This window comes from Cryobacterium psychrophilum (genome assembly GCF_004365915.1).
Taxonomy (GTDB): domain Bacteria; phylum Actinomycetota; class Actinomycetes; order Actinomycetales; family Microbacteriaceae; genus Cryobacterium; species Cryobacterium psychrophilum.
Map to the genome: position 1 here is coordinate 418,852 of NZ_SODI01000001.1, position 13,808 is coordinate 432,659.

The following is a 13,808-nucleotide window of genomic DNA, read 5'->3' on the forward strand; positions in this document are numbered from 1 at the left end:
TGCCTTTCTTGCACTGTTCGTCACCGCGGCGGCCGGGTCAGGTCAACAGTTGATGCCGGCGTCCTGGGGGCGGCCTCCCCGAACATCGCCTGGCTCCCCGTGAACACCAACACCGCGCATCCCTCTGTTGGAGATGCACAGGCCTGGACCGACCGCCACGGACTCGCGTCTGAACGCCACTGGGTCTTCGGGACGGGGACCCCGTTACGCCCGTGCAGCGGATTCGAGGTTCTTGAGGAACGTACGCAGGCGAGCATCGGCGTCAGCGGCAACCGCCTGGATCGCCGGGTTGTCGCTGAGCTGAACCATTCCCTGCGGGTCAATGGCCTGCACCACGGTCTCGCAGGCATTGGGGCCGCGGCGGATGACGACATTGCACGGCAGCAGCAGCCCCAGGTCTGGTTCTGCGGTCAGAGCGCGCTGCGCGAGGGCAGGGAAACGGTGACGGTGGGTGCGTAGCTCATGTGGTCCTCCCGTGATCTTGTTCTGTCCGTTGCGCCCAGACCCGCGCATCCACGAGTCCTTACCGCGCTTCGATGATCCTCATCACTCCGTGGTCTTCATAGTCCGGAATGCGACAGTGGCAAACCGTCTTGCCAGTGAAGCAATCGAACTGAATGCGCATCGATTGAGGATGACGCCGAAGCACCGCAACAAGATCGTTCGGCTCCCGCAGAGTATTGAAAACTACGGTACCGATGATGCCGAAGCCGCCGGTCGTTGCGGCGATCAACTCCGCACCGTGTCTGCTCAGTAGTTCCAGACCAGTGCGATTTTTTGGCCACTACAACCAAGAATTAGTCAATACATCTAATGCTCGGCAGCGTGCCAGTCGCTAGGTTTTAGATGCAACACTGCCAATGATCGGAGCGCTATGACAGGCACGCAACCCCATGACTCGCCGAGACTCCCCCTAGAGGGCCTGATAGTTGCGGACTTCTCACGGGTTTTGGCCGGGCCGCTCGCAACGATGACGCTCGCCGATCTCGGCGCGCGCGTGATCAAGGTCGAGCGCCCCGGCAAAGGTGACGACACCCGCCAGTGGGGGCCTCCCTTCTCCGCGACCGGGTCAACCTATTTCGAGAGCGTCAACCGCAACAAGGAATCCATCTGCCTTGATCTGAACGATGCCGCCGATCTCGCCGTTGCGACCGATCTTGCACTGCGAGCGGACATCCTGATCGAAAATTTCAAGTCCGGGCGGATGAAACAACTTGGGCTGGATTATGACACGCTGAGCCAGCAGAACCCCGGGCTCATCTATGCGTCGATCTCTGGTTTCGGTAGCGGCACGGGGGCCGATCTGCCGGGCTACGACTTCATGGTGCAGGCCCTCGGCGGCCTGATGAGCATCACCGGCGAGGAAACAGGTTCTCCCACAAAGGTGGGAGTTGCCGTTGTCGACATCCTCACCGCCAAAGATGCGACGATCGGCATTCTGGCCGCCCTCCACTCCCGGGAAACCTCCGGGCTGGGGCGCCTGCTTGAGGTCAACCTACTCTCGAGCCTTCAGGGTGCGCTTGCCAATCAGGGGCAGGCCTATCTGGGTGGCGGCGTCGTGCCCTCTCGAATGGGCAACGCTCACCCCTCGATCGCACCCTACGAGCTACTCAACTGCGCGGACAAACCGCTGGCTGTGGCGTGCGGCAACGACCGCCAATTCGCCTCAATTCTGAGTGTGCTTGGCCTTGATACTCTCCTGCGAGATGAGCGATTTCTCAACAACAGGGCACGGGTACAGAACCGACCCGAGTTGGTCGCTGCTCTCGAAAGCCGGCTCACAACAGGCACCGCATCCCAATGGCAGAGCGCTCTCACTGCCGCGGGCGTTCCGGCTGGGCAGGTGGGCACGATAGCCGATGGCATCGAGCTCGCTCGCGGCCTTGATCTCGCCCCCACGATCGATGTACAGGATGCTTCGGGCCAGACCAGAGGCACCCAAATCCGAAATCCGATCACCTGGTCACCTTCGGTTACCCCACGCACAGCCGCGCCGCCCGCGCTTGGCGAGCACAACGACTCAGTGCGCGAATGGCTGAGCCACCTCTACGCCGCGCAGGGCTAGCCACAGTTCGGCCGAAACGTCAGGGTCATTGAGATCTGCTTCGATGAGCTCCGTAGCGATGCCGATGCGATGCCGCACAGAGTTCCGGTGCAGGTCGAGTTCGCGCGCCGAGGCCTCCCATTGACCATGATGGCGAAGGTAGCTTCTGACAGTGCCAACGAGGTCGGCCCGGCGGTAGGCGGTGAGCGCTGCCACCCAAACAGCAGCTCTCGAGTCATGAAGGCCTTGGCCTGCCGAGAGCAGGCCAACGGGGGCGATCAGACAGGCCCGGTGCACGCCATCCACGCTCCCCCGCACTTCGCTCAGCAACATCGCGCGGCTGATCACTGCCGCATAATTTGCTCCACGCAACGGCGCCTCGATCGCACCGAACTCACCCAAAGGTGACGGCGGTTCAAGTACGAGATAGGTGAGACCGTCGGTGATGCACCGCAGTCGAGAGTGACGAATGCTCTCGCGGAGTCGTTCAGCCCCCGTACCTTTCACCATGCTCGCCACCTGCTCTGCGAGCTCAGTAGTCGAAAGCCCGGCGACGTTGTCCCCTCGAATGGCGAGAAGCTGCACCCGTTCTGCCAGCGGCGCCCCGGCGAGATCTTCTGCCACCAGCCGGGCGGCATCCACAAAGCCGTTCACAAGCAGGGTTGCTGCGGTACTGCTCACAATCGAATTCGCGCGAGTGAGCTGCCATTCACGCTGGGCTGTCACCGCCAGCAACATACAACCGGTCAGCACGAGTTGCCGGTCGGCCGCACGCAATGGGCGCCCTGCGCACACGGCCAGAAAACCGGCGGTGCGTGAGCCATCGACTATCGAATATTCCAGCACATCCCTCCCGAACAGTGAAAAGCTCGCGGCTGATCGGGTCCCGGCGAGGTCGAAGCGCTTCGTTTCTTCCCTGAGCGGCGGGAGAATGTGGCTTTCCGTGAGCGGCCAGTAGGTTTCATCAGACAAGTCTGCCGGGAGGTAAACAGCCCACCCGCCCAAAGCCTTGCCCAGAACACTGACAACAGCCGCGACGGCCTCAGGCCGGGTGGCCGCCTGGGCAAGCGATGTTTGAAGACTGAGGCTGGCCGCCAAGTCGGCTTGGGCGGTCTTGCCCACCAGACTCCAGTAGGCTCGAAAAACCTGCATGAAGGGGATTCCATCAGGCACGACCAACAGCGGGAGCGCCGCAGCCGCACACGCCCGTTCGAGTTCGGCAGGCACGGAATCTGTGCCGGCACCGAGCCCTAACCCGAGCGCGACGACACCCCGTGCGGTAAGGCGATCGACATAGCTTCGAATCTTCGCGTCGTTCCCGCCGAGCGGAATACCGGTGGTGAGCAGTAACTCGCCCCCGTCCAGGTAAGGGGTTGGATCATCCAGTTCGGAGATGTGAACACCGGTGAGGTCGATCTGAGCCACACCCGTGTTACCGACCGGTTGAAGGTCAGTCCCCAGGCTTTCGCAGAGCTGCAACAAGCTGATCATGATTAAAATCATCCATTCTCTCCGGTATTGGATATTCTGACCACAGCATGCCACCAATTGGATAATACATCCGATGTGGGGTTGCCGCCTGATTGCTAACTTGGGCCAATGACCCTGGCTCCCCTCGCACAATCTCGACTACTTCTCACGGCAATCCCCGGCCCTCGCTCGATCGCGCTGCACGCGGAGCGCGAGAAGCAGGTGACGACTGGTTTTGGCGTGGCTCTACCCATTTTTGTCGAGCGCGCTCAGGGCGCAATTCTGCAGGATGTTGACGGCAACCGCATTATCGACTTCGCTTCAGGCATCGCTGTCACGAGTGTTGGCGCGAGCAACCCCAGGGTGCAGGCGCACGTTGGCGAGCAGCTGGAAAAGTTCACCCACACCTGTTTCATGGTTACCGAATATGACTCCTTCACGGCCGTCTGCCGCTGGCTCAACGAGCACACCCCGGGTGATTTTGAGAAGCGCACGGCGCTGTTCTCAACCGGTTCCGAAGCTATCGAAAACGCCGTGAAGGTTGCCCGTTCGGCGACCGGTCGCCAACGGGTTCTCGTCTTTGACGATGCGTACCACGGCCGCTCGTTGCTCACCATGGCAATGACGGCGAAGGAGAACCCCTACAAACTGAACTTTGGGCCCTTCCCGACCGAAGTTGTTCGTGCGCCATTTGCCTCGCCGCTGCGCTGGCCAACCGGTGCCGAAAACGCCACAGCCGATGCTCTTGCAGCTGTCGAGCGAATTCTTGCGCAAAACGGGCCAGAAACTTTCGCGGCGATGGTCGTTGAGCCCATTCAAGGCGAGGGTGGTTTCATTGTTCCCTCCCCCGGTTTTCTCCCCGGCCTTCGCGACATTGCAACGAAACACGGCATCGTCTTGGTACTCGATGAGGTGCAGGCCGGCATGGGCCGAACCGGTGCGCTTTTCGCGAGCGACTATGAGCAGATTGCTGGCGACATCACCGTCACTGCAAAAGCACTCGGAGGCGGTCTGCCGCTCAGCGCCATCACCGGGCGAATCGAATTGATGAACGCTGTGCATACCGGCGGCCTGGGCGGCACCTATGCCGGCAACCCCCTCGCCTGCGCGGCCGCCCTCGGTGTTTTCGAAGCGTTGGAAGATGGCAGTCTTGTCGAAAACGCACGACGTATCGAGGTCTCAGCCCGAGACATTCTCGAGCCGTTGCGCAGGGCGACAAGCATCGTCGCCGACGTCCGGGGCCGCGGCGCCATGCTGGCTGTCGAGTTCGCCGATACCGTAACGCTGTTGCCACGAGCGGATCTGACCAAAAAAATTGCGGCCCTCTGCCACGCCAATGGTCTTCTCGTACTGATCTGCGGTACGTTCTCGAATGTGCTCCGCCTGCTCCCGCCACTCGTGATCGAGGAGAACGTGCTCAATGAGGGATTGACGCTTCTCCGCGACATGATTCAGCAGGTCAGCGATTCCGCCAACGCTGCGCAGATGGAAACGGTGACGGCATGAGCCTCTCGTTCGCAACCGCAGATGTGAGCTACAACCCCCGTACCGCAGAGCAGCAGGACGGCGTTGAGCACACAGCAACGCCCGAAGTGGAGAGACTTCTGCATGTCGCGGCATCGGCTGCGGCCGAGATCGCAGCCACCTCTCCTCGTGATCGGCAGCGCTGGCTGAACGCCGTCGCTGAGACGCTGCTCAGCCATCAAGAAGAACTCGCGAAATTGGCCGAAGAGGAGACCGCGCTCGGCCTCCCCCGGCTTCGCGCAGAAATAGCAGGGGCCGCCAGAAGCGCCCAGTTTTACGCCAGCGTGGCTGTCGACGGCGACTATCTGGGCGCAAGTGCTGAAACAATGAACGAAAGCACAACGCTTGCGCGATGGAACATCCCCGTCGGGCCGGTCGCCGTTTTTGGTGCGAGCAACTTTCCCTTCGGCTTCGGCGTCTGTGGCCACGATGTGGCTTCTGCCATCGCAGCCGGCTGCCCTGTGGTTGTGAAGGCTCACCCGGCGCATCCGCGGCTCAGCGTGCGCCTCGCAAACCTTACCCGTGAGGCCTTTGTCTCGGCGGGGGCACCCGCCGGTGTCTATGACCTGGTCGTTGGCTTCGCGGCGGGGATACAACTCGTCGACTCACCCGAGATCATGGCTGTCGCGTTCACGGGCAGCCAGGGCGGCGGAATGGCGCTGCGCGATCGCGCCGCCGCACGCGGCGTGCCCGTATTTGCTGAAATGGGCACTGTCAACCCTGTTTTCGTGACGGCCGCGGCGATTGCATCACCGCGCCAGACAGACGCGATCGCTGCCGGTTTCGTGGCATCGTTCACCCTTGGTGCCGGCCAATTCTGCACCAAACCGGGCCTGATCCTTGCGCCCGCTGGCTCGGGCCTGTTCGCCGCCGTCAAGAACCTCGTGACTCAGCTTCCGCCCGCCCCCCTTCTTTCGCCGGGCATTGCGACAAACTTCGCTGCGGGGGTGGACGAGCTCGCGCAGGCTACGGGTTCGCCAGCTCCCGCCGACGAGCTTCGCGGTAATTTCGCTGTGGCCCGCGTTTTCGCAGTCGACATGGAAGACCTCAAGCCCGGTTCACGCCTGCTCGACGAGTGCTTCGGCCCTGTTGCGCTTGTCTGCGAATATGCCGACTCCGCAACGGCGCTGGAGGCTGTGGGCGGCCTGCAGAACTCGCTCGCGGCATCCGTCTTCACCGGTGGCCCGGCTGACGCCGAGTCGACTGACGTGGTTTCTCGTCTGCTGACCAAGGTGGGCCGAGTGAGCATCAACGCATGGCCGACCGGTGTTGCCAACACCTGGTCTCAGCAACACGGCGGCCCCTGGCCAGCGACCTCACAGCCCCAAGCTACCAGCGTGGGCGCTGGTGCATTAGCTCGCTTCGTTCGGCCTGTTGCACTTCAGAATGCCGAGCCTGACATGCTTCCGCCAGCGGTCGCCCCGGAGAACCCCTGGAACATTCCCCGCCGAGTCAACGGTATCTTTGCCGTCTCTCCCTCCTAACGTTTTACCCACGAAAGAGAATTGATGTCTGAAAACGATCTGATAACCGACAACTCCGACCTCATTGAGCTCGATTTCCTGCTCACTCCCGACGAGATCGCTCTGCGCGACTCTGTGCGCTCATTCGTCGACGCCGAGATCCGGCCCAATATTGCCGGATGGTTCGAAAAGGCTCAGTTCCCTGTCGAGCTCATTCCCGAGATGGCTAAACTCGGGCTGCTCGGCATGCACCTCACCGGGTATGGCTGTCCCGGCAAGAGTTCTGTGCAATACGGACTCGCCGCTCTGGAACTTGAGGCTGGCGATTCCGGCCTGCGCACCTTCGTGAGCGTGCAGGGTTCGCTCGCCATGGCCGCAATCTACAAGCACGGCTCCGAGGAACAGAAAAGTGAGTGGTTGCCCGGCATGGCCGCGGGAACGACGATCGGATGTTTTGGGCTCACTGAACCAGATTCGGGTTCGGACCCGGCGAGCATGAAAACGTTCGCGCGCCGTGATGGCGACGACTGGGTTATCTCCGGCCATAAACGCTGGATCGGCCTGGGAACCATCGCCCAGGTCGCGATTGTGTGGGCGATGACTGATGAGGGCGTTCGGGGGTTCATCGTTCCCACCAACGCTCGCGGGTTTGAGGTGCAGCTGATCGAGCAGAAACTCTCGATGCGAGCATCAATTCAAACGGAGCTCATTCTCTCGGATGTCCGACTGCCGTCAACAGCACTGTTGCCCAAAGCCACGGGTCTCCGCGGCCCGTTCGAATGCTTGAATGAGGCCCGGTACGGGATCGCGTGGGGGGTCATGGGTGCTGCTCGCGACAGTTTTGAATCGGCCCTCGCCTACTCGAAGACCCGGACGCCGTTCGATCGACCTCTCGCTGGGTTTCAACTCACTCAGCAAAAACTCGTGGATATGGCTGTCGAGATCAACAAAGGCACCCTTCTGGCGCTGCATCTCGGTCGGCTCAAAGATGCCGGCAGGCTTCAGCCGCACCAGATCTCTCTCGGCAAGCTCAGCAACACTCGCGAGGCGATCAAGATCGCGCGCGAAGCCCGCACGATTCTGGGTGGCAATGGCATCACCCTCGATCACTCGCCCCTGCGCCATGCCAACAATCTCGAAAGCGTGCGCACCTATGAGGGGACCGACGAGATCCATACGCTTGTCCTCGGACAGCACATCACGGGCATCTCTGCCTTTCGTTGACCGCGAATCATAAGGAGAAGGAACGGGACTGCCCGGTTTGGGACGCAGGGCAACCCGCGCTTTGCTGGGGAGGGAAGTGGATCAAGTAGCTGTCCCTGAGCGGGGAGGAACAGCACAATAAGGACCTTGATCAAGATCACCGCCAGCGTTCTTGCTGCGGTGTTGCGGCACTTCTCTCCGGCTGACGCGCGGTTATCTCCCGCCTCGCAGCAGGCAGTGCTCTCGTTCGGCGGGCGCGGGAACCCGGGGTCTGAGTAGTAATGGGACGAAAACGTGCGCTAAGTGCGGGTTTCGGGGTGATGATCACCGCATTGCCAGCGTCGGCACCGGCGAAAGCACCCCTGATGATGATGTGTTCGGCAAGCTCATCCTCGTCACCACGCGCGACGACTGGTCCTGTGCTGAGTTCAGCTTCCGCCAGCCCAAGACCCCACATTGTCTCGTTCTCATCCATGCATCACTGAACTGAGCACAACATTCGAGTGCACGCGTTCACCTGCGTCCTCGCTCTGCAAATTCGCTCACCATATCTGCCGTGAAGCCGCTCATGCAGGCCTGCTCCACTCCGTCCGCGACCAGCTCGCCGGCATCCAGGAAACCAGTTCTCATCTATCCCTCAAGCGGTGGCCGTTCCCGAGCACGCCGTATGCTCACCCAAACCAGCAAAACCGAAGACCGTTGTGCTGAAATATTCCACCTCAGCAAGTGGGCACCGAAAACTTAGGTCATGCACCCAAAACACTCAAAAAATGAACTTGACCAGCACTTCTTAAACTCCCGAGCTGCTAAACAGGAAACTTCCGGTAGCGGCCTGGCTGGATTCATTCCGTTTCCTGAGGCGCCCCCACAATATGTTTGGCTGATCAGGATGTGGCGCCCTAATCAGTGTTGGTCGAGCCGGGACCAAACGTCACATGGCCGGGCCCTCTGTCGCAGCGGTAGCCGATGTCGTATCGAGCATAGAGAACGGCGTCCTTGAATTCTTCCACCCCCTCAGCGAAAGACTGAGCCTCATCCTGAGTCGCAAAAACGCCGAGGATGGTGTTGTGGGGTGACTCGTCGTGTTGCACGATCCACACTACTTTAACCATGTTTCAACGGTAAGTGTTCTGTCAGTTTGCCACTACCGGTACTGTCGCAGACCGAGGAACGAAATCCCGTAGGCGTGACGCGGGCGATGTGCCAGCCACATGCGCGCCGCGTAAACGATTGTTTGACACATCGCCCAGTGCCCAGTGCCCACGGGCGAAAGGTTTCCAAAAGCTGTTCGGAATTACTGTCCATCACACCGATCGTCGATGGAGACTCGGGGACGAATGGAGGACACGTTTTCGGGCTGGTCCTCGGTCTCCTGATCGCGGTCCTCTCCGGGACTAGCGCGACAGTCGCATTCAGCATCAAGAGGAACAGATCTGCGAAGGATCCGTCGCAGCAAACCGATCATTAGCCCAACCCTCAACGGGAGGCCAGTTGTACGTTTGAAGAACACTTGTACATTCGGTAGGTGAAATGTACGATTGAAGCATGTCGACCACAGTCCCTGTCAGCGTCTCTGATGCACGCGACCAGCTCGCATCGATCATCGACCGCGCTCGCACCGAGCACGAGCCGGTCTTCTTGTCTCGCCGCGGACGGCGAGTCGCGGCTGTTATCGACGTCGACGATTTGGAGCGTCTCATCGAATTGGCCGAAGACATGGCCGATATTCGTGCCGCCGAGGAATCACGTGAAGAGATGCGTCGCACGACAAGCGAACCGACTCCTTGGGAACAGGTGAAGGCGGACCTCGGCCTCGTATGACCTACTCGGTGAAGATCGCGCCAGCCGCTGAACGGCAACTGCGCAAGTTCGATCCGCAGGTCCGACGTCGAGTTCAAGCAGCGATCGACCTCTTAGCAGACGATCCGCGGCCACCCAAGGCGATCCAACTCGTCGGGGGCTCGGGGGAATGGCGCGTCAGAACGGGTGATTACCGCATCATTTACGAGATTCACGACGACCAGTTAATCGTGCTCATCCTCCGACTCGGACATCGTCGCGAGATATACGAATCCCGATAGGTGAACCCTCTGCGGGCACATTTTGACTTGATCCCCGTCTGGTTCTCGGCGACAATTTTGCACGCCTTAGATAGGCGACGACGTCTGCCTTCGGGCGGTTGGTCAGTCGATGGCACTTCGGCTCGTGAATCGCACCCGAGTTCCCCTCGCGGTGAGCCAGCTGCCGAGTGCGATGAGTCCTGGCAGCACAATCGCGGTGAGGGCGAGCTGCAACCAGGGCGGGGCGAAGACTTGCAGGGGATGCCCGCCCTCGTCGATGGGCAGGAAGCGGCGCGAGGACGAGGCTGGGCCGGTAATCGACCCCCAGGGTGTCAGCGGTGGAGGGGAGCATGAACACGCCGAAGTCGATCGGATGCCGTGGCTTCTGAACGTTCGCTGGAAGCGTCACGGTTCGTGCCGGGCTCTCTGCAGCGTCGATCGTGTTCTTCCAGTCGAGCGTCACCTGGTTGTCCACGACGTATTGGGAGCAAGGACTAACGATGCCGCCGGAGGCCAGGGTCGCCCGGGACCGGTCTGAGAGCGGTTCGCCCAGGATCGCGGCGAGGTCATCGAATGACCCAACCCAGACGTGGTCGGCGACCCCCGAGTAGTTCGTGTTGGGCATGTCCGGGGTCAGACAGCGCGGGTCATTCTGAGGCTCGCTGCCAGCTGTTGCTTCCGGGTGGGCATCGCTGGGGCAGGCCGTGGCTGGGTTGGCACGCGGGTACACGAATGTCGTGGTGGTGTCCGCTTCTGCGGCTTGGGAGTGCGGCATGAGGGGGTCGGGTGCACTCGACAGGAGGCGCGCATCTGCGGTCGTGAAGGAGTTGTTCAGGGCGACAACGACCTTGCCGCCGGTGGTCTGAAGGATCTGCTGTCCTGCGTCGTCATATGTATACAGGTTGACCGACGCCGCGTGCAGGGACGTCGAGTAGTTGTAGGTCCTGTTGCTTGCCTCCTGCCCGGAGGCGATCAGGCTCATCGCGAATGCGGCGACGAAGACTGTGCTCATGATTGTGGCGAGGGCGGGCACTGACCTGCCGGGATTGCGGGCAACGTCTCTCGTGCCGAGGCGGGCCCCGGCGCCGAACCGGGAGAAGGCACGAGCGGCCCACCGCAGGATCAGGGGCGCGATCAGAACGGCACCGATTTGCATGATGACCGGGCCGCCTACGATCAGCCAGAGGCCCGCCGCCGCGAGAGTGGGCTGGTAAGGGGGCAGGTAGGCGGCGGCTTCGATGAAACCGCCGGCCAGCGCGATCAGGGCCCCACCAACGACGAGAACGATGCCGAAGATGGGTCGTCTCCGCGTGAGTGTCGGGGGCCGGCGGGAACCACGCAGCGCACCGACAACATCCACCCGGGCCGCAGCACGCGCGGGAATGGCTGCAGCGACCCAACTGGCCGCGGTGGCAAACGCGATGATGAAGAGGAGGATGAGCGGTTCGACGTGGAAACCGGGGTAGCGGGCGGCGTTGCCGTTGGCGGAAATTCCCATATAGGCCCATGCCACACCGACCCCCAGGACGGCGCCGACCGTAGCGCCGATCACGCCGAGGATGATCCCGCCAAAGGAAATCACTCGGAACAGCATCCGCCGGTCACCGCCGACGCTGGCAAGGATTGCGAGGGCGCGCTGCTGTTGCCGCGCGCCGACGGTGAAGGCGGCACCGGCCAGGAGCGCCACCTCGAACAGGGCAAAGCCTCCGAACAGACCCAGGTAAAGGATGACGGCGGCACTTCGGTCGCCGGGGCTGCTCGACACCGCGGTGCTTCCGGGCGGGGGCGGATCGAGGATCACCGAGCGAGACAGGACCGTGGCGCCGTGGGGGTTGAGTTGTTGCACGTCCTCCCAGTCGAGCCGCGTGTCGGGTAGGTAGTACTCCGTGCCGGCCAGGTCATTTGCAGGCAGCACGTCGTCGAACGCACCGGGCCGGGCGAAAAGCTGTTCGCCACTGTTGTCGAGGGCCGCACTTTGGATGGTGCCGACGATCCGGTAGGTACTCGCGATCGGTTCGATGACGCGGATGCTGTCGCCCAGGGCGACGCCGAATCGCTTGAGCGTCGCCGCCGTCACCATGATTTCGCTGTCCGCGTTCGGGGTATCTCCCGCTGTCACATCCCATTTTCCGGCAAACGACTCGTCCCACGGTTGGCCCTGCAGGACCTCAAAATAGCCGATGCCGTGCGCGGTTTCCGCGACCACTGAGGTCTGGCGGATGGTCAGGAGCCGCGTCCCAGCCGGCAGGAATGACTCCGGTGCCACCGGTGAGGCCGTATGTGAGTGGTTCAGGCTCGCACCCGCGTCATCGCGGTCGACCTGCCAGCCTGTCTCGTCCTGGGGGTCCTGCGTGAGAGTCGGGTCGGGGGCAGAGGCCACTTTCAGGCGTGCCTGCGTGTCACCGAGCTCGAGTATGGCTAGCTCGGCGGGGAGCGTTGTTGCTCGCCTCGACGGTGGCCATGCCCGCCATACCCAGGACCGGGATAGCGACCAGGATCGCGACGAGGACGCTACGCCCCACGGATTGGGCGGCCATGCGCCGGGCAATGCGAAATGCGAGCCTCGCGCTGCCGGTGCTTCTAGCCGGCAGGGTGGAGCGAGCCGGTTTCACGCCGGTGATCCACTGAAGAGGCTGGACACCCCGGTGGCCTGCACCTGGTCGACGATGCGTCCGTCGCGCAGGAACACGATCCGGTCGGCCCAGGCGGCGTGGCGGGAATCATGGGTGACCAGGATGCCCCCGGCCCCGGCGTCCACCCGGGACCGGAGCATCCGCAACACGACTTCCCCCGTCGTGCTGTCCAGGGCGCCGGCCGGCTCGCCGGCGAGGATGAGCGACCTGCCGCCGACGACCGCGCGGGCGATCGCGACGCGCTGCTGCTACCCGCCGGACAGGTCCGACGGGTACCGGTCCGCCCGGTCGGCCAGCTCAACCACGCCGAGCGCGTCGAGGGCGGGCAGGTGCGCCTTCTTACTGCTCCAGCCGTCCAGCTCGAGCGGCAGGCTCACGTTCTCCACCGCGGTAAGCGAGGGGATGAGGTTGAAGTCCTGGAATACGAAGCCGAGGCTGCGCCGGCGCAGGGTCGCGAGTTGACCGGGCTTGAGCTGGCTGAGCCAGTTCCCCTCGATGATGACCTCACCGCTGGTGGGCCGGGTGAGGCCGCCGGCGACGGTGAGCAGAGTCGATTTGCCCGAGCCGGAGGCGCCCATGATCGCGACCAGCTCGCCGCGAGAGACGGTGAGGTCGACACCGGAGAGCGCGGTGACGGCGGTTTCGCCACGCCCGTATTGCATGGACACGCCATCGAGCCGGAGGAGCTCGTCACCGGTCATGAGCTGACCGCCGGGCTCTTGGCCGGGCGGCCACGCTTCGGGATTTCGGTGTTGAGGGGCAGCGGGGTGGCAAATCCGGCGGCGACTGCGCGGGCGAGTCGGGCTTCGGAGTGGTCCAGCCAGCGCACCTCGGCTTCGGCGGCGAAGATCAGCGAGTCGACCACGAGCAGCCAGGCGAGTTCCTCCGCGGACTCGGGATTGTCGGTCGAGTTCTTGGTCCGCGTCAGCTCCTGGAGGGTGCGCAGGCTGGCGGAGCGCTGGACCTGAATGACATGAGCAATGTCGACGCCCGGCAGGGTGACCGCGATGGCCAGCTTGATCGCGAGTTCGTTGCGGACGGCGGCCGAGGGCGCAACGGGGGAGCCGAGCCAGGTGGCGACCTCGTCGCGTCCGGCATCGGTGATCTCGTAGTAGTTCTGGCCGTCCGCGTCGATGTCGGCCTTCTGCACGAGGCCGTCGCGTTCGAGGCGGTCGAGGGTGCTATAGATCTGGCCGACGTTCAGCGGCCACGTCGAGCCGGTGCGCCGATCGAACTCGGCCCGGAGCTGATAGCCGTAACACGGGCCCTGATCAAGAATGGCGAGAAGAGACTGGCGAACGGACACGTGACCCCCGACGTTGCGAACTACCTACCTAGTATGTAGGTACAGAGTATCCATTTACCTTGGAGCGACGCTGCACCGCGGCGATGTCGGCGTGTCGCTTGGGCT

Annotated in this window: 12 protein-coding genes and 1 pseudogene; 6 read left to right on the top strand and 7 right to left on the bottom strand. The window is 62.7% G+C overall.

Features of this window, described 5'->3' with window-relative positions; translation table 11 throughout:
- Positions 1–204 precede the first annotated feature (204 nt).
- Positions 205–513 (bottom strand): DUF302 domain-containing protein, encoded by a 309-nt coding sequence (locus EDD25_RS01980; protein WP_134171805.1) that lies wholly within the window; start codon positions 511–513, stop codon positions 205–207.
- 10 nt (positions 514–523) lie between these two features.
- Complete coding sequence (locus EDD25_RS01985) at positions 524–733, bottom strand: cupredoxin domain-containing protein (RefSeq protein WP_134171806.1); 210 nt, start codon at positions 731–733, stop codon at positions 524–526.
- A 141-nt stretch (positions 734–874) separates the two neighbouring features.
- On the opposite strand from EDD25_RS01985, the gene EDD25_RS01990 reads away from it, so the two are divergent.
- Positions 875–2,065 (top strand): CaiB/BaiF CoA transferase family protein, encoded by a 1,191-nt coding sequence (locus EDD25_RS01990; protein ID WP_134171807.1) that lies wholly within the window; start codon positions 875–877, stop codon positions 2,063–2,065.
- Here EDD25_RS01990 and EDD25_RS01995 read toward each other — a convergent pair.
- Positions 2,021–3,547: a PucR family transcriptional regulator gene (locus EDD25_RS01995; protein WP_134171808.1), complete on the bottom strand. Its 1,527-nt coding sequence runs from the start codon at positions 3,545–3,547 to the stop codon at positions 2,021–2,023. The two genes, EDD25_RS01990 and EDD25_RS01995, sit on opposite strands and share 45 nt — an antisense overlap.
- Before the next feature lie 96 nt (positions 3,548–3,643).
- Between EDD25_RS01995 and EDD25_RS02000 the strand changes: the two genes are divergently transcribed.
- Genes EDD25_RS02000 through EDD25_RS02010 form a run of 3 tightly spaced genes read left to right on the top strand, consistent with a single transcriptional unit; the run spans position 3,644 to position 7,725 of the window.
- Positions 3,644–5,020: an aminotransferase class III-fold pyridoxal phosphate-dependent enzyme gene (locus EDD25_RS02000; RefSeq protein ID WP_134171809.1), complete on the top strand. Its 1,377-nt coding sequence runs from the start codon at positions 3,644–3,646 to the stop codon at positions 5,018–5,020.
- Positions 5,017–6,522 (top strand): aldehyde dehydrogenase family protein, encoded by a 1,506-nt coding sequence (locus EDD25_RS02005; protein ID WP_134171810.1) that lies wholly within the window; start codon positions 5,017–5,019, stop codon positions 6,520–6,522. The genes EDD25_RS02000 and EDD25_RS02005 overlap by 4 nt, the downstream gene beginning before the upstream one ends.
- Positions 6,523–6,546: 24 nt before the next feature.
- Positions 6,547–7,725, top strand: a complete 1,179-nt coding sequence (locus EDD25_RS02010; protein WP_134171811.1) for an acyl-CoA dehydrogenase family protein — start codon at positions 6,547–6,549, stop codon at positions 7,723–7,725.
- An 878-nt stretch (positions 7,726–8,603) separates the two neighbouring features.
- On the opposite strand, the gene EDD25_RS02015 is transcribed toward EDD25_RS02010, so the two are convergent.
- Entirely contained in the window at positions 8,604–8,816 is a 213-nt protein-coding gene (locus EDD25_RS02015; RefSeq protein ID WP_134171812.1) for a hypothetical protein, read from the bottom strand.
- 433 nt (positions 8,817–9,249) lie between these two features.
- On the opposite strand from EDD25_RS02015, the gene EDD25_RS02020 reads away from it, so the two are divergent.
- Positions 9,250–9,525, top strand: coding sequence for a type II toxin-antitoxin system Phd/YefM family antitoxin (locus EDD25_RS02020; protein WP_134171813.1), 276 nt, complete (start codon positions 9,250–9,252; stop codon positions 9,523–9,525).
- Positions 9,522–9,785, top strand: a complete 264-nt coding sequence (locus EDD25_RS02025) for a type II toxin-antitoxin system RelE family toxin (RefSeq protein ID WP_134171814.1) — start codon at positions 9,522–9,524, stop codon at positions 9,783–9,785. Before EDD25_RS02020 ends, EDD25_RS02025 begins: the two co-directional genes overlap by 4 nt.
- On the opposite strand, the gene EDD25_RS02030 is transcribed toward EDD25_RS02025, so the two are convergent.
- The 3 genes and pseudogenes from EDD25_RS02030 to EDD25_RS02040 form a co-directional block, all read right to left on the bottom strand.
- On the bottom strand, positions 9,739–12,144 hold the full coding sequence (locus EDD25_RS02030) for an FtsX-like permease family protein (RefSeq protein WP_134171815.1): 2,406 nt from the start codon (positions 12,142–12,144) through the stop codon (positions 9,739–9,741). The two genes, EDD25_RS02025 and EDD25_RS02030, sit on opposite strands and share 47 nt — an antisense overlap.
- Before the next feature lie 228 nt (positions 12,145–12,372).
- Positions 12,373–13,098: pseudogene (locus EDD25_RS02035) on the bottom strand (ABC transporter ATP-binding protein).
- The gene (locus EDD25_RS02040; protein ID WP_134171816.1) at positions 13,095–13,703 is read right to left on the bottom strand and encodes a PadR family transcriptional regulator; all 609 of its coding nucleotides are present in this window, start codon (positions 13,701–13,703) and stop codon (positions 13,095–13,097) included. Before EDD25_RS02040 ends, EDD25_RS02035 begins: the two are co-directional and overlap by 4 nt.
- Between the last annotated feature and the right edge of the window lie 105 nt (positions 13,704–13,808).

Bases quoted from the DNA above. Each gene is read 5' to 3' on its own strand.
- EDD25_RS02000 (WP_134171809.1), top strand. From the start codon at position 3,644: ATGACCCTGGCTCCCCTCGCACAATCTCGACTACTTCTCACGGCAATC.
- EDD25_RS02025 (WP_134171814.1), top strand. From the start codon at position 9,522: ATGACCTACTCGGTGAAGATCGCGCCAGCCGCTGAACGGCAACTGCGC.
- EDD25_RS02020 (WP_134171813.1), top strand. From the start codon at position 9,250: ATGTCGACCACAGTCCCTGTCAGCGTCTCTGATGCACGCGACCAGCTC.
- EDD25_RS02010 (WP_134171811.1), top strand. From the start codon at position 6,547: ATGTCTGAAAACGATCTGATAACCGACAACTCCGACCTCATTGAGCTC.
- EDD25_RS01990 (WP_134171807.1), top strand. From the start codon at position 875: ATGACAGGCACGCAACCCCATGACTCGCCGAGACTCCCCCTAGAGGGC.
- EDD25_RS02005 (WP_134171810.1), top strand. From the start codon at position 5,017: ATGAGCCTCTCGTTCGCAACCGCAGATGTGAGCTACAACCCCCGTACC.
- EDD25_RS01995 (WP_134171808.1), bottom strand. From the start codon at position 3,547: ATGATTTTAATCATGATCAGCTTGTTGCAGCTCTGCGAAAGCCTGGGG.
- EDD25_RS01980 (WP_134171805.1), bottom strand. From the start codon at position 513: ATGCGCGGGTCTGGGCGCAACGGACAGAACAAGATCACGGGAGGACCA.
- EDD25_RS02015 (WP_134171812.1), bottom strand. From the start codon at position 8,816: ATGGTTAAAGTAGTGTGGATCGTGCAACACGACGAGTCACCCCACAAC.